A 21903-nucleotide genomic window follows, 5' to 3' on the forward strand; every position below is an offset into this window, starting at 1 on the left:
CCCCCGGCCAAGTCCTGATCGCCATCGGCCACTCGCAGTCGCAACTTCGGGCACTGTTCGTTGTACGCACAGCTATATCCCGCCCAGACCGTGATCTCGGACGGGCACCACAGCCCGTCGACCACATACGGAGACAGCGGATCGGATTCGTCCGCTCCGACCGGCGAGGTAAGACCGATAAGCCAGCACGCGACCAGACACGCCCAAACATAGCGAGGAGACAACGACATCGCTCGACCCCTTCGTGCACCATCAGGTCCGCGGCCCGACGGCGATGAACGATATAATTTTACGCACGAGTCATAGAACAGCTATATTTTTTCTCATCACAGCGGACTACTTGACACATCGGAACCCAACGCCCAGTAGAACGCCAAGCTCTGCAAGCGGGCGGCGCCTCGACATCCTCATATCGACGGCGTCTTCAAAAAACGCGCTGCTGCGCCAAACCCTGTTCACACCAGATCCAGGTCCAGGTGGATCTGTATCCGGGGTCGGTCGACCAGCGAAATAGCTGTCGCTGTACCAATCATTGACCCACTCTCCGACGTTACCCATCACGTCGTAGAGGCCCCACGCGTTAGGGATCTTGCTCGCCACGGGGTGCGTAATTGCCTCATCATCCTCCGTTAGCCCATACCACGCATTGTCCTCCAGGCACGCCACGTCGTCTCCGCAATAGAATTTGGTGGTGGTGCCGGCGCGGGCGGCGTACTCCCACTCGGCCTCCGTCGGCAGTCGCCCGCCCACCGCCTCGCAGAACGCCTTCGCGTCGTCCCACGACACCATCTCCACCGGGCAGTTGCCGCCGCACGAGGCGAAGTGGCTCGGGTTCGAGCCCATCACCGCGGCGTACTGCGCCTGCGTCGTCTCGGTCGCGGCCATCTGGAACGACTGCGTGAGAATGACCGTGCGCGGCGGGTTTTCGTGGTCCTCGCAGTCCGTGTCGCCCGCCGAGCAGCCCATGACGAACGTGCCCGCGGGGATCGTCACCCACGCAATCTCGGTGTCGTCGTCGCCGCCGTCATCGTCGTCATCATCATCGTCGTCGTCTCCGCTGCCGTCATCGTCGCCGGAGCCGTCGTCGTCACCGGCGCCGCCATCGTCATCGACGTGTTCGTCCGCGTCATCGTCGCCCGACGAGGAGCGCCCACCTCCGTCGTCCCCGCCCCCGCCGCCGCAGGAAGCGGCGAGCAGCACGAGAACGAAGAAAGCCGCCAGAACACCCAACCCCGCCGGTTTCCGTTCGCTACGCATAGGGACCTCCGAAGATCAAAACTCTGCCCGCGTCTCAACAGAAAACACTAATCCCTTAAACGCACGAGTTGTAGCTAAGTGGTTATACACGAAATTTGAAAAATAGTTAATGCATATCATTATTTTTTCGATTCTCGTTTATGCAACTATTTACTTTGATTTCGCCTTTTTCAACCAGATCAGGTGCGTCGCTACTCTCAAACACGAAAAACCGACTGAGGTCACATGAAACCTCTCCAGTGGCCAACTTTCGAATATAGACGTACGTTGGTTGCGAATAGACTCTTTCCGCCTCGTTCAGATTGAATGGCGATTCGCAAATCACATATTCGCCATCAGCGCCGATGTTTTTCAATATTCGATATATGTACTTTCCAAATTCGGTATGAATTCGACGAAGTCTCTCGTTACTAAACGACCCTTCAATCATTCGCGACCGTGGGCAAATCACCAAATAGGGTCTTAGAGTGAATTTGTTTTGGATTCTTGGATTTTGAAATTTCCAATCTTCGCCCCAACATGAAATACTTATTGCTGAAATATACTCTTCTTGCATGGTTCGTTTGGCCACTTGTCGAACACGCTCGAATGAATCCAACACCAAGCGAAGAATTTGAGTATCACGAGACAATGGACGGCGCTTGTGCAAAAATCTAATATATCGAAGTGGGTGAATGAAGGGGACTCCTTCATCACCACCGCCCGGGTAGTAGAAAGTTTGAGAAATTAATATTTCCATGAATTCCCCATCAAGCAACTTGCGAAATCGATCGCGATACCGTGATGCGCTTGTATACTTGCACATCATTATATATCCCATCCATGATCCCGAAGCCATTGGAGAGCCCTTCTGGGAATTTCACTCAACGGATTGCCGTGGTGCGTCGTTCCATCAACATTTATTGAATCGGACCCCGGATGTTGCCGTGATCCAGAATGTGCATGCCACTGAGAGTTTGGATTTGATCCCGTAGGCGGATCAATTCGTCCGATCCCCCTTGGTCCTTGGTCTCTCGCAACTTTGTCTGCGGCTTGGCTGGGAGTACCCTTTGGGCCTCTCGGTGCTTTGCCTGGCGCCTTCACACCGCAAAGAAAAATCAGTGAATTAATAAGATCTGAGACCCCCTGCTCGACCATCTCGTCGGCTTTTTCTCCAAGTCCCATCCCCTTAAAATTTTCACAACCTGCACTTGGCATTGAATTCGGGTCATCTGGATTGAAACCATTCATTACGTCGTCGCATGCGGCATCGATCCCCTGGCCTGCAAGCCCACCAATTAAATTAGCACCCGAAGGCAAAGGCATCTCGTCCAAGCCGTTACCGTCAATAAATCCAAGAGGATTACTATTTGCGTATTCGTAAGGCATAATACTGCCGATGAGATGATCCGGCGTCAAATACCGCCCGATCTTGGGATCGTAATACCGATGCCAGTTGTAGTGGAGGCCGGACTCCTCGTCGTAGTACTGGCCCGGCAGACGCAGGTTCATCACCACGCGCTCGCCCGAGGCCCAGTCGTTCGGCACGCACTCGCTGCGTCCCGTGGCGTCCCGATGATAGCGGCCCCAATCGCACAGCGCGTTGCCGAAGGGGTCGTACTCCGTCGTCCACACGACGCATGCCCTGAGCGTAGCCGAAGGGTCGGCGGATTCGTCCGTCAGGAAGACCGGCGCGCCGCCCGCGAAAGTTGTCGATATCGACGTCGAGAAATCTCGTACAGAATTTTCGTGGTCCGAGGGCAATGCCGATTCCGGTTACGCAGTTTTTGAAAATCGGAACCGAGGGTTCCTTTGTTCACGGATAACGCCGGTGGCGACGTGAGTCAAGAGCGGTCAGCGCATGAACCCGCGCACTTCGTTTGCGGCACGGACATCGCACTGTCGCCGACGGTTGGTCGATTCGACGGGCTTCGTCCTTCCATCACGTAACCGCTCCCTGACGGTCGCGGCTCTGTCGCTGCAACCTGCCGCCGCATCCGGAAGCACCCCCGCCCCTACGGTTGAAAATCCGGGTGCTGCTTGATGAACGCCTGCGCGGCCTGCGGATTCGCCGCGGCAATCTTCTTGTACTGTTCGCGCGCGCCGTCCAGATTGCCGGTCCGGTAAAGAAGCTCCATGTACTGCAGACGCACCCGCACGTCGTCGGGCGTGATCGACACGAGCTTGGCGAAGACCTCTTCGGCTTTGTCGAGTTCCTTGTTCTGAATCATCAGCACGCCGAGCCGGCCGAGCGAGGGCACGAAGTCGGGGCGCAGTTCCAGCGCTTCCTCGAATTTCTTGCGCGCCTCGGCGTTCTGGTTTTTCTTCAGCAGCGCCACGCCCCAGTTGTGGCGGCATTCGTGATGACGCGCGTCGGCCGCGGCGGTGCGCTCGTACATCTCGATGGCCTTGTCGATGTTGCCGTCGCGGAAGTACACGTTGCCGAGGTTGTTGAGCGAAAACGAGTGCTCGGGAAAGCGCTTCACGCTCTCCTCGTAGGCCGTGCGCGCCGCGTCGCGCCGCCCGGTGTTTTCGAGCAGCAGCGCGTAGTTGTAGAAGGCCGACACGTTCGCGGCGTCGAGCTGCTGCGCCTTCTTGAAAAGCGCCTCGGCGTTCGGTGCGTCCTTTTTCATCATCAGGCAGATGCCGCGCGACGACGTGATCATCGAGAGCAGCGTGTCGTCGATCTTGGGATATTTCGGGCGGCCCTTGTCGTCCATGGGCATGTTTGCCTTGTATTTTTCGACGAGCTTTTCCGCCTCTCCCAGCGCCTTTTCGGCATCGTCGAGCCGCCCCGTTCCCGCCAGCACGTCGCCGAGCGCCGCGTGCGCACGCGGGTCCGCGGCGTCGAGCGCGATCATCTTGCGCGCCACGTCTTCCGCGCCCTTCAGATCGCCCTTGCGCCGGTAGAGGTCGAGGCGGTTCATGTGCGTTTCCATCGCGTCGAGATCCTGCACCGCGGGGTCCTGCAGATGGTCGGCCGCCTCCTCGTCGCCGCCGATGTAACCCAGACTCTTGAGCTTCTCGACCATTTCCTTCGTCAGGTTTTCGGGCATCGACGGCATGGGCTCGTTGCGCACGCCGGTCTCGTAAGTCGGCACCGACTGCACGGGGTGCGCGGCGACGAACTCGGGTGTGAAGGCGTCCGTGAGCGCGTGGCCCTCGAAATCCTGCGCGACGGGGAGCCCGAGCGCGTAGAGCACCGTGGGCGCGAGGTCGAGCACCGACGACTTCGGCAACTCGTATCCGGCCTTGATGCCGGGGCCGTTGATGATGAGCACACCATTGAGCTTGTGCCACTTGTGCGCCGTCGCGACCGAGGTGTTCTCGATTTCGGCGAGGCGGTCGTTCTCGCTCTTGAAGCCGTGGTCCGAGCACACGATGACGATCGTGCCGGGCTCCAGCATGGCGAGGAATTTGCCGAGCATTTCGTCGTTGCGTTCGTAGACCTTGTCCATTGTCTGGCTGTACTTGGCGAACAGCTCGTTCGAGATGCCCTCGATTTGCGGCGGGCGGTACTTCATGTACAGGTGGCCCGTCGTGTCGATCGACTCGAAGAAGACGCCGAACAGGTCGGGCTTGTGCTTGGGGTACAGGCGCAGGCCCATCGCCTCGTAAGAACGCAGCGTGGCGAGCATGTACATGAAATGGTGCAGCGGGTTCGTGAACGTGAATTCGCGCCCCGCGCTGGCCTTGTACTCGACCTCCGTGATGTTCATGAAGCGGTCGATGTCGGCCTTGGGCTGCGTGAGCGGCTGGACGATGTCGGGCTCGATCTCGAACATCAGGGCTTCGGGATACGTGCGGCCGATCGCGACCTCTTCCTTGGCATTGCCGAGACCGAAGCCGTGGAATCCGACTTGGTCGGACACCATGAAGCCGTTGACCTTTTCCGCGGGCCACGTCGCCCACCAACCGATAAAGCCGACGGATTTCCCCGCGTCGCTCGCGATATTCCAGATCGCCCGCGTCTCGCGCTTCGCGCTGGTGATGGGCAGGGGGTCGCCGGTCTTGGGGTCGCGCACCATGAACCACGTGATGCCGTGTTTTTCGGGCGAGACGCCCGTGACCATCGTTGTCCAGATGAGCGGCGAGAGCAGCGGCTCGATCGACTGATAGTGCGCCTTGGTGCCGGTCGCGATGAGGCGCTGAAAGTTCGGCAACTTTCCCGCCGCCATGAGCGGATCGAGCAGTTCCCACGTCGCGCCGTCCACGCCGATGATGGCGACGCGCGTTTTTTCCGCGCTTTGCCGCCAGCGGTCCGCACCCTCTTTTGGGCCGGACGAGCAGGCGACGACGAACGCCAGAATTCCGAACGCAACGATCACACGGCGCATGCCGAACCTCCGAGTCGTGCGCATGCTACGTTCCTCGCCCGTTTTTGCAAACGCGGATGCGGATCTATCGGGGCTTCTCGGCGACCAGAATCCCCGCGTCGCCGAGCCCCCACCAGTCGAGCAGACGCAGCGGCCAATAGAGCAGCCGGTGGACGAGTTTCGACGCGTCGATTCGCCGGGCGAGCGCTTCGCGCGGTCCGCCCGTGGCGGCGTAGACCATGCTGCGCGTCCACGACGCGGTGGAGCTGTGCGCGAGCGTCCAGATGGCACGCAGGCCCGCGATGTTGACGGCGCGCTGAAGATCGCGCGGCGAAAACAACGTGTAGTGGCGCGGCTGTTCGAGCGCGAACCAATACGTGCCGAACACGCGCGCGCAAAGGCCGGTGCGCCACGGCGTCCAGAGCACCAGCCGCCCGCCGGGCGCGAGCAGATCGCGCGCCGCGGCGAGCGCGCCGACGGGGTCGGTGAAGTGCTCGATCACCTGATTCATCGTGACGAGATCGTATCCGCCGACGAGGGCGCGCGCGGCGTCTGGAAAATGACCGGTCGTGACGGCGAGGCCTCGCTCGCGGGCGATATCGGCCGCGCGGGCGTTGGGCTCGATGCCGTCCACGCGCCAGCCCATCGCCTGCATCTCGACGGCGAAGTTGCCGATGCCGCACCCGACGTCGAGCATGCGCCGCCCCTCGCCGGGCATGGCGACGGGGTTGAAGCGCGCTTGCGGCGTCCACGAAAAAGCCCTGAGCAGCGCGCGCTTCACGAGACCGCCGGGAAGCGGTCGCCGCGCTTTTCTTTCGAGCAGGTCGCGCCGCCACGGGCCGGTGCGCCCCGCGCCCGACCGCGCCGGCGCCGGGCGCGTGTAGACGATGTAGTCCTCGGGGTAGTACGCGCCGATGTGGCCCGCGGGAACGCGGGGCTCCTGGCGGAACAGACCGCAGAACAGACAGCGCGCCACGGTGAACGTGCCGGGGCCTCCGCACAGGCGGTCGGGCGCGGTCCATTCAGGGATCGCGTGGATCTCGCCGCACAGCGGGCACGGCGCGCTTTCGAGCGCGAAATCGATGTTGTCGTCGTCGTTCAAGTTGAATATCCCGCAGCTGCCCCGCTAATATCAGGTTCGCGCGCGAACCCCAAGCCCGCGCGCCGCGACGATCGGAAACCCAGCTATGCGCATGGCCTACGCAGCCGCCATCCTCTTCTTCGTCGCGCTCGCCGCGCCCACGTGGCAGTGCGGATCGAGTGAGGAGATCTACGACGAGAGCGATCTCACGCCCGCCGAGCGCTGCGCGAAAGACTGCGACATGATCTACGCGTGCGGCTTCGCGCTGCCCGACGATCTCACCGGCGCGCCGCTCTCGCTCGCGGCCTGCCGCGCCGGATGCGACGACGCCCCCGGCAACGTGGACTGCCTCGACGACTGCCGCGAGTCCTACACATTCAACGAGACGTGCACCGATGTGGAGCCGTGCGTGAGCGACGCGTGCGGCATTCCGCTCACCGTCCCCGGTCTTTGAACAGGTCGTCCATCATCTCTTCCCACGCCCTGCCCATGCGCCGGTCGTTGAAGATGTCGCGCACACGCTCGAAACCGCGCACACCCATGCGCGTCGCGAGCTCGGTATCGCCCAGCAGCCGCTCCATGGCCGCGCGCAGCGCGTCGGCGTCGCCCGGCGGAACCAGCAGCCCCGTCTCGCCGTCCTCGACGTAATCCTCCACGCCCATCATCCGCGTGGCGATGACCGACTTTCCCATCGCCATGCAAAACAGCACGCTGAGCTGACCGAGCGAATGTTGCCGGTCCGGCAGGGGAATGACGACGAAGCGCGCGTCCTCGACGAGGTCCTGATACTTGTCCGCCGGCATGAACGGCACGAAACGCACCTCCGGCGGAATCGGCACGCCGTCGCGGTCGTCCTCGCCTAGGCCCTCGCGGCCCGCGACGAGCAACGGCGTGCGGGACGCGATCGGCGCGTACGCGCGCAACAGCGTGGCCCAATCGCGGAATGCCTTGCCGTGATGCCCCGAGGCGAGGATTGGTCCCGTGCCCGGTTCGCCGAGCGGCCGGCGCTTGGGATACGCGCCGATGCCGATGGGGATGTATCGGGCGCGATCCGCGAGATCGCCCAGGTGCTCGCGATAGAAATCGAGCTGGCGCCGCGACGCATAAACGAGTCGGTCGAATCGCCGCGCCGCGAAATGCACGAGGGCTAGACGATTTCCCGCCGGGCGACCCAGCGTTTCGACATCGAACACGACGAGCGGCGTCCGTCGCCCCGTCAGACGAAACATCATCGCGAGCGGCAGCCCCACCTGCGACGAATACGCGACGACTACGTCGTAGGCGAACGAGCGGAACCACGCGACGAGCGGCGCGAGCAGGTAGAAACGCAGTCGGAACCGCTCGAAACGCGTCCACGCGCCAAGCGCGAAAGTGCCCATGAGCGAAAGGCGCGGTCGGCGTTCCCACTGCGAAAAAAACGCGTAAGCCCCGCCCTGCCCCGCGTCGCGCAGCGGCCAGTTGGCGAGAAACAGAATGCGCGGCGCGTCAACCGGGGGCGGCATCGTGGGTCTCGGCCTGCGCCATGCGTCGCAGGATGATCGAGAACGCGAAGGGCAGAATCGCGACGTAAGGCTCCTCCATGATGTACTCGTGGAAAAACCAGTACACGATCATGACCGCGAGAAAGAGCGTGAACGCGATGCCCAGCGCCTCGACGACGGGGTCTTTTGCCCGGCGCACCACCTCGCGCAGGTTGCGAAACGCGATTACGTAAGTGCCGATGAAGGCGGCGAGCGAAAAGATGCCGGTCTCGGCGAGCATGCGGCCGTAATCGTTGTGCACGGGCACGCTCTGCGGCATCGAGAGCGACGAAACCTCCCACGCCAGACTGCGCCACGGCACGGGGAATCGCTGCATGAAGTCCCACGAGTGGATCGTGTAGGTCTTGAATCCGTAGCCGAGCAGTGGGTGCTCGGTGAACGCCATGAGCGCGTTGTACAGGAAGTAGAATCGGTCGAGGTAGATCTGATCGCCTTCCTGCGTGAATCGGGCTTCCATGGCGTCGTACACGTCGGCGGGGAAAAAGAACGTGAACAGGATGAGCATGATCGCCGAGAGCGTGAGCAGCGTGAAGGTGGTGCGCCACAGCCGAGCCTTTTCGGGTTCGAAGAAGTAGTAGAGGAACAGAAACCCGCCGGCGAGCACCACCGCGATGCGCGTGAAACTGAAAAAGAGACCGACCGCGAGCACCACAAGCACGCCGCCCCACAGCACCTTTCGCCCGTCGATGTTGCGAAAGAAAAACGTCAGCGAGATGGCGGTCGGCAGAAGCAGGAACATGGCGAGGCGCGGTCCGGACTCGAAGGTGCCCGACGCGCGGCGGATCGCGCCGATCGCGTAGCTGCTCACGATGTCCATGCTGTGAACGTTGAAGTGATACGCGGGAAAGAACCACGGCGAGACGATGCTCTGCGCCATCGCGAGCAGCGACTGCACGACTCCCCACGCGAGAATGATCGTCGCGAAGACCACCAGGTGCCGGCGCGTCTCCATGGACATGATGAGCGCGAGCGCGAACACGAGCGCGAAGATGTAGTACTTCATGCCCGTGATCGAGTAGGCGGGATCGACCGAGTTGAGAATCGACAGGAAGCAGATGGCGACGTACGCGGCGACCCATTTGTAGAGCGGTTCGATTCGCGGTCGTTCGCGCCGAAGCACGATCTGCGAGAAGTAGAAGCCGAAGGCGACGAGGGTCATGAAGGTGACGACGCGCAGCCGCTCGCCCAGCAAGTTGACCCACGACAGCGGCAACATGCCCACCGTGGCGTACACGACGAGGATGGGGCTGCGCAGTAGCAGCGTGACGGCGACGAGCACCGTGACCGCGGCGAAGGCGAAGACGAGGTTTTTCAGCGCGAGCGCCGCGACAATGAGCGCGAATGCGACGAGCAGCGCCGCCTCCCAAAACCCGCGCGGAACGCGGCTGATCGTCTCGTCGGTCCACACCGCGGCGCGGCCGACGGCGTCGTCGATACCGCGCCAGGTGCGCTGCACGACCCGCGCGATCATCGGGGCCGCCCCGAGCCGGCGCGAAGTCGGCAAACAAAGGTGAAGGTCGTCTGCGCCCACAGCGGGCGGATGCGGCGGCGATACACGTCGTAAAACGGCGTCGGGATCAGTCGACGCTTCCAGCTTTTCAAGCCGAATTCACGCGAACGTTCGTAGTCGACGCTCTCGACCTCGAGCCCGGCCTCGCGAAACGCGGCCAGATAATCGCGCATGCCGACCGGGTCTTCGATGTAGCCCAGGTCGCGCGCCCACTGGCTCTCGGCATACGCCTTCGCCCGGTTCACAACCGGCAACACGGGCTCGACGAGAATCATGCGACTATTCTCGTCCATGACGCGCGTGAGCACCTGAAGCAGCTTGGCCTTGCGTAGCGAGTGATGCAGCGCCTCCATGAGCAGCACGTAGTCATAACGTCGTTCGAGCTTTCCGGCCTCGGCGAGATTCGCGATGTCGTAGAAATCCGCGGTCACGCACCGGATGCGCGACATGTCGCCGCGAAGGCGCGTCACGCAGTCCGTCGCCTGCGCCTCGAAATCGGGCGAAAGGTCCACGCAGTCGAAACGCGCTGTGGGATGCGCGGCGGTGATGATCGCGGGCACCGTGGGATGGCCCGAACCCACGTCGAGACCGATCTTTCCGTTCCAGTCGAAACGCGAGAAATCCCGCAGCACTTCGGGGCGACGCGCCTCGCCCATCGCGGCGTCGAAGGGTTTGCCGAACTCGGTTTTCACGGATTTTTCGACGGCGATGATGGCGGATTCTGTGGTCATGCCGGATGTCCGGGGCGCGCGGACTTGGCCGCGAGAATGGTCACCACGTCGCCGAGGTCGAACGCGTCCGCGAGGCGCAGGGGGACATTCAGAAGGCGACGAAGCATGGTACTCGATTCGATCCGCGCGGCCAAACGCACGTGCCCGCGCGACGCCGCATACCGCGCCGCGCTGCGCTGCACCGCGCGCACGCTGGTCGCGGGGCGTTCGGCGTGAACCTCGAACCCGTGCTGGCGCAGGAGCGAACGCAGACCGAATCGCGACGGAATGTGCAGGTGCCTCGGCGGATCGAGGTTGTACCAGTGCGCGGGCCAAAGGCGCTGCTGCCATCCGTCGCAGACCGGCGCCCACAGGAGCAGCCGCCCACCGTCCTCCAGCAGCCGCCACGCGGCGTCGAGCGCCGCGCCGGGATCGGGCAGATGCTCGATCACGTTCGCCATCACGATGACGGAGAACGGCGCGTGGTCCGCCAGCAGGTGTGCGTCGTCGGAAAAGCGACCGGTCACGACGCGCAGTCCGGAATCGATCGCGCGTGCCGCCGCCGCGCCGGCCGGTTCGATCCCGAACGCCGACCAGCCGAGCGCGTGATACTCCGAGAGCAATTCGCCGCTGCCGCAACCGACGTCGAGCAGGCGCCGCCCGTCGCCCCAAAACGCGAGAAGATTGTAACGGCCCCAGGTGGTGTGGCTGAACACACGCGCCATAAGCACATCCCACGCGCGATCGGCGATCATGCGCCAGACCGACGGTCGCCCCGCCGCGCACCAGTCCGCGAAACGTCGCCGCAGCCGATGCGTGGGACCCGGAATCACCGCGAGGTTCGTCGTGATCGGGCGGATGTGCGCCTCGTAATCGGGCGGATAGAGCCGCGCGATCTCGTCTTTTACCGGCGCGGGATCGAGTCGCCATCCACTGCACGACCGGCAACGCACCACCCGGAACGCGCCGGGAACCACGCCGGTCGGGTCCGGGGCGACGACGACGGGATCCGTTGCGACATCGCCGCACAGGGCGCAACGCGTGGATGCAAGCGTCACGTTCACGGCGTCGCTCCCCCATCGAGACGACGTCGTTCGCGGATCAGCCGCGCGAACAGCACCGCCGAAGCGACCACGCGCACCGCAAGCCGCGCGTACACCGCGCCCATCGCACCGCACATCAGCATGAATGGTCCCATGAGAAGGATGACCGCAATCGGCCGAATCGTGGACGCCCAGTAGAACACTCGCTGCAAATGATCCTGCGAGATGTAATACGTTTCGAGATAGGTCACGACAAGCCCCGCCAGCGCCGACGCCACCATCCAGATCACGAGACTGATCGAGTCGACGTACTTCGGAAACAGCAGCGAGATGACCATGGGGAAAACGAGCGCGAGCCCGACGAACATCAACGCGATGACGGCGAGGAGAATGGGGAACTTGCCGGAAAATTTCGCCGCCGCCTCGCGGGCGTCCATGCGCACCGCCTTGGGCCACGCGAGACGGTTCATGAACACCGAGAGCACGTGGATCGGCTCGGTGATGTTCGCCGCGAGCGCGTACGACGCCATGGTTTCGAGCGGGTAGAACGTGCCCACCAGAAACCGGTCGATGTAATGCGAGACGCTGTTCACCGCCGCGACGAGCGAGAGGTTCCAGCCGAAGCGCGAGAACTCCGGATCGCCCTCGCGATTCACGAGGGTGCGCGCGAGCATGGCGTAGGCGATCAGGTTGCCAACGCCACGCACGCCGAGGTTCGCCGCGATGATCGCGGGTAACGGCCAACGCGCCGCCCCGGCGACGAGGATCGCGCACGCGGTCGCGACATTGACCGCGCTGTTGTAGCGGGCGTAGCGCGCAAATTCGCGTCGCCCGTGCAGATAGGTCTTGTAGTCGTCCGCCGCGAACGCGAACGGGTACAGAACGCATGCGGCCATGGTCGCGGCCGCCACGTCGGCGCGGCCGTCGATGTGAAACCAGATCGCCGCGCCCGCCAGTGTCAGCGACGCCGCGAATCCGCCCGCGAGCCGCCGCCGCAGCGCGTCGCGCCACACGCCCTCGTGACCCCGCGCGATGCTGCGCACCATGGCGTTGCTGATGCCCGGCAGCGTCAGCGGCAGGACGAGCAGCGCGGTGCTCAGCACGTAGCTGTACGCGCCGTAGTCCGACTTCGCCATCCAGTTTGTCAGCGCGAGGGTGGTGGCGAGGCTCGTCGCCATGTTGATCGCCTGGTCGATCGACAGCCACGCGCCGCCCTTGGCGACGTAGTCGAAATCCATGTTGAGCAGCCGCCCGACGCGCCGGACGATTGACGTCTTCATGCGAGCGCCTCGCGGAAAATCGCGGCGAAACGGTCGGCCATGTGATCCACGGTGTACGCGTGTTCGACGTGCGCTCGCGCCGCCGCGCCGATACGTGCGCACAGCGCCGGATCGGTCGAGAGCCGATGGATCGAGGCGCGAAGTCCCTCGGCGTCGCCCGGCTCGACGAAGACGACGTTGTCGCCCGGCGTCAATCCGTATCCTTCCGCGAGCGCCGACGTGCGACTGACGATCACGGCCTTGCCGCACGCCATCGCCGACAAGAGCGAAATCGTCGCGCCCGTGTACGGATTTTCCCGCACCGGCAGGATGACGAACTTCGCGGCGGCGATTCGCGCCGCCAGCGCCGCGAAGTCGACCGGCGGTGAAACGCGCCACGACGGCGGGATCGCCGTCCCGTCGAGGCGATCGGGAATCGCGATCACGTCGATCGGTCCCGTAAATTCCCGCGTGGCGGCCGCGAGCGTCGGCCAGTCGCGCATCGGGTCGAGGCCGAATGCGAGCGGCGGCGCGTCGCCCGTCCCGCCCGGCCGATAGAAGCTCGCATCGACGCCGAAGGGCACAAAGACCGCGCGACCTCCGTCCATGCCGAAACGTGTCACCAGTTCGTCCCGCTCGCGCATGCTGAACGCGACGACGCGCGCCGCGGACCCGGCGAGTTCGCGGTACCACCGAAACAGAGCGCCGCGCACGTCCGAAAAAGACTGCGTGAGGCCGATGGAGCCGTACACCACCGGCGCGCGAAAGAGTCCGCGCCGACGCAGCCACAGGATCGGCAGCGCGGACGAATCCGCCGTCGCGAAGACGAGATCCGCCGAGCGAAGACGCGGCAACAGGCGCTTCGCCTGCCACCAATGAAAGCCGATCCGTCGCCCTCCCCCGGAGAGCGCGTCGTCCGCGGCTTTGTAAAGTCTGCCGATGCCTCGAATGTCGTGGCCGATGTCGTCGAATTCGGCGTCGAATCCCCGCTCGCGGATCGCGTGCAATCCGTACAGGGAGTCGTCGGGCGCGAGACCCGCCGCGAATGCCGCCGCTCGTTCCGAACGAACGCGGTTGTATACGAACAGGACCTTCCGACTCGTCACCGGACCTCCGCGACAACGGCGTCCAGGATCGCGCGCTCGCGCTCGATCGCACGCGCGAGGTCGTAGTGACGCCCGGCGTGTTCGGCGGCCGTTCGTCCCAACCGATCACGCAAAATCGTATCGTCCGCGAGCCTTCGGATCGCCCCGGTCCACGCCTCGGGCGACGCCGGAACGAGCAAACCGGTTTCGTCGTCCGTCAGCACTTCGCGGATACCCTCGACATCGGCCCCCGCGCACGCGAGTCCACACGCCATGGCCTCGATCAGGGCTTTGGGGTGACCCTCGATCAGGCTGGGGAGCACGAAGACGTCCGCGTCGGCGTAAAACGACGGGAGGCGGTCGTGCGCGACGGTGCCGACGAAATCCACGTCGAGCCCGTGCGTTGCGAACACGCGCTCCAGCATCGCGCGTTCCGGGCCGTCGCCGACAAGGGTCAGGCGAATTCGTTCGCGAATCGGCGCGAGAGCCGGACCGAGAATCGCGAGGTTCTTTTGTGCGCTGAGCCGCCCGACGAAGAGCAGCCGCGCCCGATCGCCGGTCGGCACGCGCCCATTCGGTCGAAATCGCGCGAGGTCGACGCCGTTCGGAACGAGGTGCGTGGTCCCCGGCCCGATCATCGCGCGCACGTGCGCCTCGAGCGCGGGTGTGGTGCAGATGACCGCGCGGGCGCGGCGGACGGCGGCCAGCGCGACGCGATCAACGAGCCACGCATAGAACGGTCGTCCCTTGCGGCGCATGAATTCGCCGTAGGGATAGCCGTAGGTCACGACGAGCGGCTTTTTCCACAGAACGCTCGCGATGACGGCGGGGATCGCCGCACCCGCCTGCATGACGCGCAACACCGAGCACGAACGAAAGAGCGAGCGATGCAGCCACGGCATGGCGAACGCGTAGATCAACCCGCGCCAGCCCGGCCGCCCCTCGACGTATTCCGCCCGTTCGCCCGCCGGACCGCCCTCGCCGTAACCGAAGATCTTCGCGTCGCGAAACACCGAGGTCCACGCGGGTACGTAGAAGTGCTCGAAACGCGGTCGCTGGCCTTCGCGTTCCATCGTGCCCGGACCGTCGCCCGCGTTGAGGATCACGCCGATCCGCGAATGCGCGGCCTTCGCGACCAGATCGCGGTGAATCGCATCGGTGCGTTTCGCGCAGTCGGCCCACGTGAAACGCGCGGCGACGGTTCGCGCCGCGAGTTCGCCCATGGCGCGCAGTCGATCGGAATCGGCGAGCAGTTCGTGCACGCGACGCACGAACGCGGGTCGGTCCATCACGTCGCAGACGAGACCGGTCACGCCATCGTCGACGACCTCGGGCAGCGAACCGCGATTGGAGACGACGGCCGGCACTCCCGCGGCCATGGCTTCGACGACGGCGAGTCCGAATCCTTCGAGCAGGCTCGGGAAGACGAAGAGATCCATCGCGCGGTACCACACGGCCTTCTCGCGCGAGTCCACGCGCCCCGCGAAGGTGACGGCGCCCGACAGACCGAGTTCCGACACTCGGGCGCGCAGCCGGTCCACCACCTCGCCGGTCGCATCCGCGCCGATGAAAACCAGGTGACGCGAGGGATCGAGGCGGTGAAGGTCGGCGAAGATCTCCAACAGATAGCCGGGATTCTTTCGTTCGGTCATCGCGCCGACGAATCCGATGACGGACCTGTCGGCGAGACCGAAGGAGCGCTTCGCGGCGCTTTTCGTCTCGGGCGCGCCGTCGAATGACGTCACGCCGCCGTAGGTGACGTGCACGCGCGCGGGATCGAGCCCCAGCTCGCGAGTGGCCTGCTCGCGCGAGAACCGGCTCGTGACGATCACGGCATCCGCGCGGCGGCAGACGAAACGCAGCACGCGATTGCGCAGCCGCTCGTGATCCTCGATGTGAAAGACGTTGGCCACGATGGGCACGCGCGCGAGGAACCGAAACGCCAGCGCCGCGGGCCCCACGAAATACGGATCGGTCACGCGCAGGATCTCGAACCGGCGGCCCGCACCGAACCAGAGCCAGACCAGCGCGAAGAAAAAGACGAGGTTCGAAATCACGGGACCGAGCTTGTAGGTGCGCTCGATACGCACCGGCCACACGTCCCAGTTGGCGCGGGGGGTGTGGTCGAAGCGAAACGCGAGCGGAATCAGGCACGGCACGCCCAGATCGGCGAGGGCTTCGAGCAGCTTGAGGTGAAAGACGCCGCCGCCGAACGTGTTCTCGGGCGAGAGCGCCATCTGCGGCGAGCACACGCGCGCGGGACGCGAAGGGGACTTCGATATCGCGGCGCGGTCGCTCATGCGCCCATCACCTCGCGGTAGAACGCTTCATGACGATCGAGAACCGACTCCGCCGAAAACTTCTCGGCAAGAAGCTCTTTTCCCGCCTCGCCCATTCGGCGGCGCTCGTCCGCGCTCAGGGCCAGCACCGCGCAGATCCCGTCGGCGAGCGCCGCAGGGTCATTGCGCGGCACGAGGCGGCCCGTGACGCCGTCGATCACGGCCTCGGCATTTCCGCCGGAATCCGTCGCCACCACGGACCGCGCCGCGCTCATCGCCTCGAGCAGCACGCGCGAGAACGGCTCCTGCCAGCGGGACGGCAGCACGACGACGTCGGCGTCCCGGTAGAGCGCCGCGAGTTTCGACGACTCGATCTGACCCAAAAAGATCATCGCGGGACCTTCGCCCTCGTATTCTCGCCGCCCGGCCACCACGCACAGCGCCTCGGGGAATCGCCGCGCGACGATCGACATGGCCGCGCTGATCACGGCCGCGCCCTTGCCCAGCGAATAGCGTCCGACGAAGAGGACGATGCGGCGGCCCTCGATCCGCAGGTCGCCGGCCCACGGCGTCGTTTGGCCTGCCGTCGCGGGCGGGAGATTGGGAATCGTGGTCGTTCTGACGGGCGCGACGGCCGCGTCGCGAAAGATGTCGCGAACGCGCTGGGACACGAATATCGCGCCGTCCATGCCGCGAAGCGCATCCGCCGCCGCCGCGTGGTTCACCCATTCCAGCGAACGCCGGATGTCGTGCCGCACGCGAGCGGAGGCTCCGAGCGTCACATCGTAGGTCTCGCGATAGAGGCCGCAGCAGCGAAAAAAGTCGGCGCGCCCACACGCGACCGGAGCCCGGTTCTGGTCGTGCAGGCAGATCGAGATCGGGCACAGGGCGCGATAGTCGCGAATCGTGGAAACGCGCGGCGCTGATGAGCGCACGCGCCCCGCCGCGGCCATCGCGTCGTATCCGTGCGCATGAATCAGGTCGGTCCGTCGTTGGTTCGCGACCTCGTCGATCCAACGCGCGAAACGTCGATGAAAGATCGGATTGCCGAAGGCATAGCTGGGCAGGGCGCGATCGTCTCCGGGCCGGCGCCGCGCCAAGCGCATGCGTTCCACGCGCACGCCCGCGACGTGAAGTTCACGGTCGTGCTCGTCCTCGTCCGGCGACGGAGCGCTGCCGAAACCCGTGGTCGCGACGACGACTTCGTGGCCGCGCCCGGCCAGCGCGAGCGCGAGCAGTCGGCTGCTTCGCTCCGCGCCGCCCGGCGCGTGCGGCGTGAAGTATTCATTAACCAGCAGAAGGCGCACGCGAATCGTCCCCGGCGCGGGTCAGCACCATGCGAAAACCCGTCGTGTCCTGCGGGCGGTGTTTCACGGCCGTCCGCTTGTACTGTTCGAACCGCTCGTAGAGCGGCAGCGAAAACGCGCCGAAGAAATCGAAAAATCCGTAAAACGGCGAATCGATCACGACCGGCGCGACCTCGCGATCGGCGAAACCGCCTCGGCGGCATTCGTCGCGCAGTTCATCGAGCGTGTATTCGACCACGTGCGTGGGATCGCAGTAATAACGCAGGCCGGCCATCTTCTTGAGACGCTTGTATCCCGTCTCGGAATTCGGCGCGGACAGCAGGAGAGTTCCACCCGGCACGAGCACGCGGCGGATTTCGGACAAAAACAATTGCCGCAGGTCGAGGTGCTCGATCACATCGAAAGCCATGACGACGTCGAACGATGCGTCGGCGAAGGGCAGCAGCCGGTCCGCGTCAGCCGCCACGAAGGTCACGTTCTTTCGTCCGTCCCACTTCGCGTTGAAATTCGCCACGTACAGCAACTGCTCGTCGCGGTCGATTCCCACGACTTCCTGTGCGTGGGCCGCCGCATTGATGGCGTGCATGCCCTGGTTGCAACCGATGTCGAGCACGCGCCGCGCGCCGCGCAGGTGCGCGTCGTACCAGTAGTGCTCCTGGTTGTCGCGCAGCAGATGCTTGGGGTGAATGGCCTCGATATGCTTGCGCGTGAGCTTGACGACGTGCGGCGCGAGGCGCTGGAGATTGGCGCTGATTTTGTCGAAGACGACGAGCCCGGCTCGCAGGAGGATCTGGCGGCCCGGACGCGGGGGACTCAGCTTGGGGATGCCCCGCGAGCCGGCGTAACGGCCCAGGTTGATCGCGATCCGCCGCCTCGGCGCATCGAGCAGGTGCCGCCACGTCGAAACGCGGCGCAGCGCCGTCCACTTGTCGTACGCCCCGCCCGCCAGGACGTCCCACAAAAGGCGCGACACGCGGTAACGCTCGACGCCCGCCCCGATGCGCACCCGCGCCGCTGACTCGTTGTAGAACCGCGAATAGAGTTCGTCGGACGTTTCGTTGTGGCTGTGATACACGGCCGCCGACGGTTCATAGACAATGCGACGTCCGGCGCGCAGGCGTTCGAGCGCCCAGGCGAGATCCTCGGAGTACGGCAGGTCTTCGTCGAACGGCAGCGTCTCCCAGTCGGCGCGGCGGATCGCGCCGTTCGCGTTCTGGTACATGATCGGCGAATCGACGTGCAGATAGAGGCGTTCGGTGCCGTAGCGGCGAAGAAGCCCGCGGCGATCGAAGGGGTTGCAGTCGGGATGAGGCAGCGGTTTGCCGACCACCGCGCACACATCCGGATCGGCGAAGGGTTTCAGCAGATTCGCGAGCCAGTCCTTGTCGAACGGGATCGCGTGGGCCGAAAGCGAAACGAGGATCGAACCCTTCGCTTCGCGCATCCCGACGTTGAGTGCGCGGCCGTAGGTGAATGTCGCGGCGGGAATCTCGATCAGGCGGACTTCCGGAGCCTTGCGCACGATGCCCGGCGTCGCGTCGGTGCTGCCCGAATCGACGACGATGATCTCGAAGGCGACCCGGCGCTGGGCGCGCACGCGCGCCAGCACCTCGCCGATGTGGCGCTCTTCATTGCGCGTTCGGATGATGATCGATGCCTGAAGCATCCGGCAATTCCCCCGTCGGCCCGTTCGCCGAATTCCGATCTTCGATGCGCGCGAGCGACACGTCGCTCCAGATCATGACGCCTTTGCCGCTGTCGGTCTCTCCCGCGCCACCATGCCGACGCAGCCGCACCCGTATGGCGGGCAGATCGTCGGGCACCGTGAATTCGACGGAAAGCGTCACGGGTCCGCCGCCCGCGGACTTGGCGACGTCGTGATCGGGCGGGGCCGAAACATAACAGACATCCCCGGCGGAAAACAGGTCGGGCGACACCGGATGGACGACCTCGATCCCCAGTTTCACGCGCGGATCGAAGCCTTGGACTTCGAGCTTCGCCCGGAGTCGATACGACGCGCCTTCATCCAAAGGCACGTCCTGCGTGACGTGAAACCAGTTCGCGGGCCCGCGCGACATCGCGACACGCAAAGCCCACGTCCCGCGCGTCACCTTTACCCCGTCGACCTCGACCGCCCTCCAGTCGTGAAAGTGCGAACCGAGGTCGTCGCGAAAGTCCCCGTTGGCAATCAGTTCTGCGCCTTCGGAGATCGGCAATGCGGCGAGCTCGCGCGAGCGTCGCCACGCACGCTCCGATTCGTCGAAGATCCACCGATCGAAAAGCCATCGCGACAGCCGTTCGCGGGCGTTGGCGCGATCGGGTACGATCGCCATCACTCCGTCCATCGCGGCCGGCGAGTACCACGCCGTTTCGACCGCGGACTCGAGACCCTCGTGGCTCAGATCCAGCGACCGGCGAAGATGACCGAGCGACTCCTCGACGCGGCCGTAGACCATCGCGAGCTTTCCGATCTCGAGCCACCGCTCGGGGCGCTGCGGATCGAGACGCATGGCGGCGTCCAGTTCATCGAACCATTCCGCGACCTGCGCATTGTCGGGCGGCAGCGCGCCCCGACGAGCGAGCGCCTCCTCGGCGAAGACGCGCCAGAACCGCGAATCCGCATCGAGACGATTGCGCCGGGCAGCCTCGTCGTAAGATCGGATCGCCTCCTCCAGCAACCGCCGATCCATGGCCGCGCGATCTCCGGAGTTCCGCACACCGAACCAAGCGGACAGCGCGGATCGCGGAATGTCGTCGCGAGTCGCCGCGACGAGCCGATGCGCGAAGCGCCCGCGCTCGTACCATGCCTGATCGTCGGCGGGATTTCGCCCGACGGACGATTCCAACAACGACGCCCGCGCGGCGGCGTCGTCGGCGCCCACGGGGTCGGGCGACGTGAGCGCGAGGTTTCGGTACTGGGCCAGCCGCGCGTAGGCGAAGCCGATGCGCGCGGCATGGTACGCGGCCGCGACGCACACGAACCCGACGGCGACGATGATCGCACGGCGCATCATGTCCGCGACTCCATCAGGTGACGTTCGGAAACCGTCACCGCGATCGCCAGCAACGCGAAGGCCGTCACCAAATTCGCCGGCACCGACAGGTTGAAGTCGACGAGGCCGTGCAGCCCGATCGCCAGCACCCCGGCGAGCGCGCCGAGTGCGCGGGTTCGCGCGAACCGGCTCTGCCGATCCCGCACGGCTTTCACCGTCCGGCGAAAGACCGCAACGACGCCGCCGTAGAACAGCGCGAAACCGACGATGCCCGTCTCGATCGCCATCTCCAGGTAATCGTTATGGGCATGATCGTAATAGGCGAGGATCTCTTTCGGGCGATACATCGCGAACGCATCGGCGAAGGTGCCGAGCCCTGTCCCGAAAATCGGCGCATGGGACCAGACGCGAACGCACGCGGCGTATACGCGCGGTCGCGCATCGGCCATGCGGGCCTCTTCGGTCAGGTGTGCCCAGCGCGGGTTGAGCGGTTCGACACCGATCCAAATCAGAAACGCGAACAGGCAGACGGAAAACACGACCAGCGCGGGCCAGATGCGTTTCGGGAGTTGATCGCGTTGATAGACGAAGCCGATGGCGCCGGCGGCGACGGCGAAGCAGATCGGCGCGGCGCGCGACCCCGCGGCGAACATCGCCCCCAGGCCGAGCATCACGACGAAGCCGACGATCACCGCTTTCTCGAAGACGCCATCCCGGGCTTTGGTGCGCCGCGAGGACCGGTCGATGGCGTCGATCGCCGACGCCGCGGCAAGGCAGAGCGTCATCGCGAGATACGCGGCGTAGTGATTCCGGTTGATGAAGGTGCCCGTGGCGACGTCGACATACGCGCGCTTGACGTGGCCGAGGACCTCGCCGCTGCCGCTGCCCCACACAACCAGTCCGTAGAACGCCTCGAACGCCCCGACCGCGATGATCACGCCGATCAGCCGGCGCATTTGGCCGCGCGAGCGATAGACGCGCGTAATGGCGTAGTAGAGAGTGAACGCGACGCCATACGTCAAGAGCGAAACGACAGCCTTGTCCGGCGCGGGATGCGTGGGCGCGAACCTCCCGGGAACGAAGTTCTCCGATGCGCCGAGCCACGCGGCCCATGACGCGGGAACTGGCAGAAGTTGCGCCGCGGCCGACGCCGCGAAAAGCCCCCACAATGCGAGCGGAACATCGAGTCGGCGCCCGGCGACATCCGACGGCGGGGGACCGCGCCACGCGCGCGCGGCCAGTGCGATCGCCAGCACCGATGCGGCGACGATCGCCGGCGCGCGACGATGCCAGCCGACGCCCGCGAACGCGATCGGCAGGTCGATCAGGATGGCGAGAACAAGGACTTCGATGAATCGATCTAAACGGGGCGGTTTGCGCGTCGGCATGGGGGCCTACGCGGATTTTCGGATCTCGTCGACCGCCCGTTTGCGGGTGCGTCGCCGCTTCGTGGGGTCGGCGGAACCGTCTTCGTCGCTGCGATAGTAGTGGTAGTAGTAGTAGTACCGATACCCCTCGCCGCGGATGTTGAAGTCGTTGAGCA

At 64.8% G+C, this 21903-nt stretch carries 18 protein-coding genes; 1 reads left to right on the plus strand and 17 read right to left on the minus strand.

Features of this window, described 5'->3' with window-relative positions; all coding sequences use genetic code 11:
* The 5 genes from IT350_11690 to IT350_11710 form a co-directional block, all read right to left on the minus strand.
* Positions 1–230: hypothetical protein (locus IT350_11690; GenBank protein MCC6158704.1), on the minus strand; the 230-nt coding region annotated here is incomplete at its 3' end.
* 106 nt (positions 231–336) lie between these two features.
* Entirely contained in the window at positions 337–1257 is a 921-nt protein-coding gene (locus IT350_11695) for a formylglycine-generating enzyme family protein (GenBank protein MCC6158705.1), read from the minus strand.
* Between the two features lie 807 nt (positions 1258–2064).
* Positions 2065–2748, minus strand: coding sequence for an RHS repeat-associated core domain-containing protein (locus IT350_11700; GenBank protein ID MCC6158706.1), 684 nt, complete (start codon positions 2746–2748; stop codon positions 2065–2067).
* Between the two features lie 503 nt (positions 2749–3251).
* Positions 3252–5573 (minus strand): alkaline phosphatase family protein, encoded by a 2322-nt coding sequence (locus IT350_11705; GenBank protein MCC6158707.1) that lies wholly within the window; start codon positions 5571–5573, stop codon positions 3252–3254.
* Positions 5574–5637: 64 nt separating this feature from the next.
* Positions 5638–6654 (minus strand): class I SAM-dependent methyltransferase, encoded by a 1017-nt coding sequence (locus IT350_11710; GenBank protein MCC6158708.1) that lies wholly within the window; start codon positions 6652–6654, stop codon positions 5638–5640.
* Positions 6655–6745: 91 nt separating this feature from the next.
* Between IT350_11710 and IT350_11715 the strand changes: the two genes are divergently transcribed.
* Entirely contained in the window at positions 6746–7087 is a 342-nt protein-coding gene (locus tag IT350_11715; protein MCC6158709.1) for a hypothetical protein, read from the plus strand.
* On the opposite strand, the gene IT350_11720 is transcribed toward IT350_11715, so the two are convergent.
* From IT350_11720 to IT350_11775, 12 genes are all read right to left on the minus strand, one after another.
* A complete protein-coding gene (locus IT350_11720; protein MCC6158710.1) occupies positions 7068–8135 on the minus strand; it encodes a glycosyltransferase family 4 protein in 1068 nt (355 codons plus the stop codon). The genes IT350_11715 and IT350_11720 overlap by 20 nt on opposite strands.
* Positions 8119–9645, minus strand: coding sequence for an O-antigen ligase family protein (locus IT350_11725; GenBank protein ID MCC6158711.1), 1527 nt, complete (start codon positions 9643–9645; stop codon positions 8119–8121). Before IT350_11725 ends, IT350_11720 begins: the two co-directional genes overlap by 17 nt.
* On the minus strand, positions 9642–10415 hold the full coding sequence (locus IT350_11730; protein MCC6158712.1) for a class I SAM-dependent methyltransferase: 774 nt from the start codon (positions 10413–10415) through the stop codon (positions 9642–9644). Before IT350_11730 ends, IT350_11725 begins: the two co-directional genes overlap by 4 nt.
* Complete coding sequence (locus IT350_11735; protein MCC6158713.1) at positions 10412–11458, minus strand: class I SAM-dependent methyltransferase; 1047 nt, start codon at positions 11456–11458, stop codon at positions 10412–10414. The genes IT350_11730 and IT350_11735 overlap by 4 nt, the downstream gene beginning before the upstream one ends.
* Entirely contained in the window at positions 11455–12717 is a 1263-nt protein-coding gene (locus IT350_11740; GenBank protein MCC6158714.1) for a lipopolysaccharide biosynthesis protein, read from the minus strand. The genes IT350_11735 and IT350_11740 overlap by 4 nt, the downstream gene beginning before the upstream one ends.
* On the minus strand, positions 12714–13802 hold the full coding sequence (locus tag IT350_11745; GenBank protein MCC6158715.1) for a glycosyltransferase family 4 protein: 1089 nt from the start codon (positions 13800–13802) through the stop codon (positions 12714–12716). The genes IT350_11740 and IT350_11745 overlap by 4 nt, the downstream gene beginning before the upstream one ends.
* On the minus strand, positions 13799–16081 hold the full coding sequence (locus IT350_11750; protein MCC6158716.1) for a glycosyltransferase family 4 protein: 2283 nt from the start codon (positions 16079–16081) through the stop codon (positions 13799–13801). Before IT350_11750 ends, IT350_11745 begins: the two co-directional genes overlap by 4 nt.
* The gene (locus tag IT350_11755) at positions 16078–17367 is read right to left on the minus strand and encodes a glycosyltransferase family 4 protein (GenBank protein ID MCC6158717.1); all 1290 of its coding nucleotides are present in this window, start codon (positions 17365–17367) and stop codon (positions 16078–16080) included. Before IT350_11755 ends, IT350_11750 begins: the two co-directional genes overlap by 4 nt.
* A complete protein-coding gene (locus tag IT350_11760) occupies positions 17348–19033 on the minus strand; it encodes a methyltransferase domain-containing protein (protein MCC6158718.1) in 1686 nt (561 codons plus the stop codon). Before IT350_11760 ends, IT350_11755 begins: the two co-directional genes overlap by 20 nt.
* Positions 18996–20381 carry a hypothetical protein gene (locus tag IT350_11765; protein MCC6158719.1) on the minus strand — a complete coding sequence of 462 codons (1386 nt, stop codon included), beginning with the start codon at positions 20379–20381 and terminating at the stop codon, positions 18996–18998. Before IT350_11765 ends, IT350_11760 begins: the two co-directional genes overlap by 38 nt.
* Positions 20378–21748 carry an O-antigen ligase family protein gene (locus IT350_11770; protein ID MCC6158720.1) on the minus strand — a complete coding sequence of 457 codons (1371 nt, stop codon included), beginning with the start codon at positions 21746–21748 and terminating at the stop codon, positions 20378–20380. Before IT350_11770 ends, IT350_11765 begins: the two co-directional genes overlap by 4 nt.
* A 6-nt stretch (positions 21749–21754) precedes the next feature.
* Positions 21755–21903 (minus strand): hypothetical protein (locus IT350_11775; protein ID MCC6158721.1); only part of this gene is annotated, 149 nt, incomplete at its 5' end.

The sequence above is a fragment of the Deltaproteobacteria bacterium genome (assembly GCA_020845895.1).
Classification (GTDB): Bacteria; Lernaellota; Lernaellaia; order JACKCT01; family JACKCT01; genus JADLEX01.

Coding starts and splice junctions, on each gene's coding strand:
- IT350_11695 (MCC6158705.1), bottom strand. CDS start 1,257: ATGCGTAGCGAACGGAAACCGGCGGGGTTGGGTGTTCTGGCGGCTTTC.
- IT350_11770 (MCC6158720.1), bottom strand. CDS start 21,748: ATGCCGACGCGCAAACCGCCCCGTTTAGATCGATTCATCGAAGTCCTT.
- IT350_11760 (MCC6158718.1), bottom strand. CDS start 19,033: ATGCTTCAGGCATCGATCATCATCCGAACGCGCAATGAAGAGCGCCAC.
- IT350_11700 (MCC6158706.1), bottom strand. CDS start 2,748: ATGAACCTGCGTCTGCCGGGCCAGTACTACGACGAGGAGTCCGGCCTC.
- IT350_11740 (MCC6158714.1), bottom strand. CDS start 12,717: ATGAAGACGTCAATCGTCCGGCGCGTCGGGCGGCTGCTCAACATGGAT.
- IT350_11730 (MCC6158712.1), bottom strand. CDS start 10,415: ATGACCACAGAATCCGCCATCATCGCCGTCGAAAAATCCGTGAAAACC.
- IT350_11725 (MCC6158711.1), bottom strand. CDS start 9,645: ATGATCGCGCGGGTCGTGCAGCGCACCTGGCGCGGTATCGACGACGCC.
- IT350_11765 (MCC6158719.1), bottom strand. CDS start 20,381: ATGATGCGCCGTGCGATCATCGTCGCCGTCGGGTTCGTGTGCGTCGCG.
- IT350_11715 (MCC6158709.1), top strand. CDS start 6,746: ATGGCCTACGCAGCCGCCATCCTCTTCTTCGTCGCGCTCGCCGCGCCC.
- IT350_11750 (MCC6158716.1), bottom strand. CDS start 16,081: ATGAGCGACCGCGCCGCGATATCGAAGTCCCCTTCGCGTCCCGCGCGC.
- IT350_11705 (MCC6158707.1), bottom strand. CDS start 5,573: ATGCGCCGTGTGATCGTTGCGTTCGGAATTCTGGCGTTCGTCGTCGCC.
- IT350_11720 (MCC6158710.1), bottom strand. CDS start 8,135: ATGCCGCCCCCGGTTGACGCGCCGCGCATTCTGTTTCTCGCCAACTGG.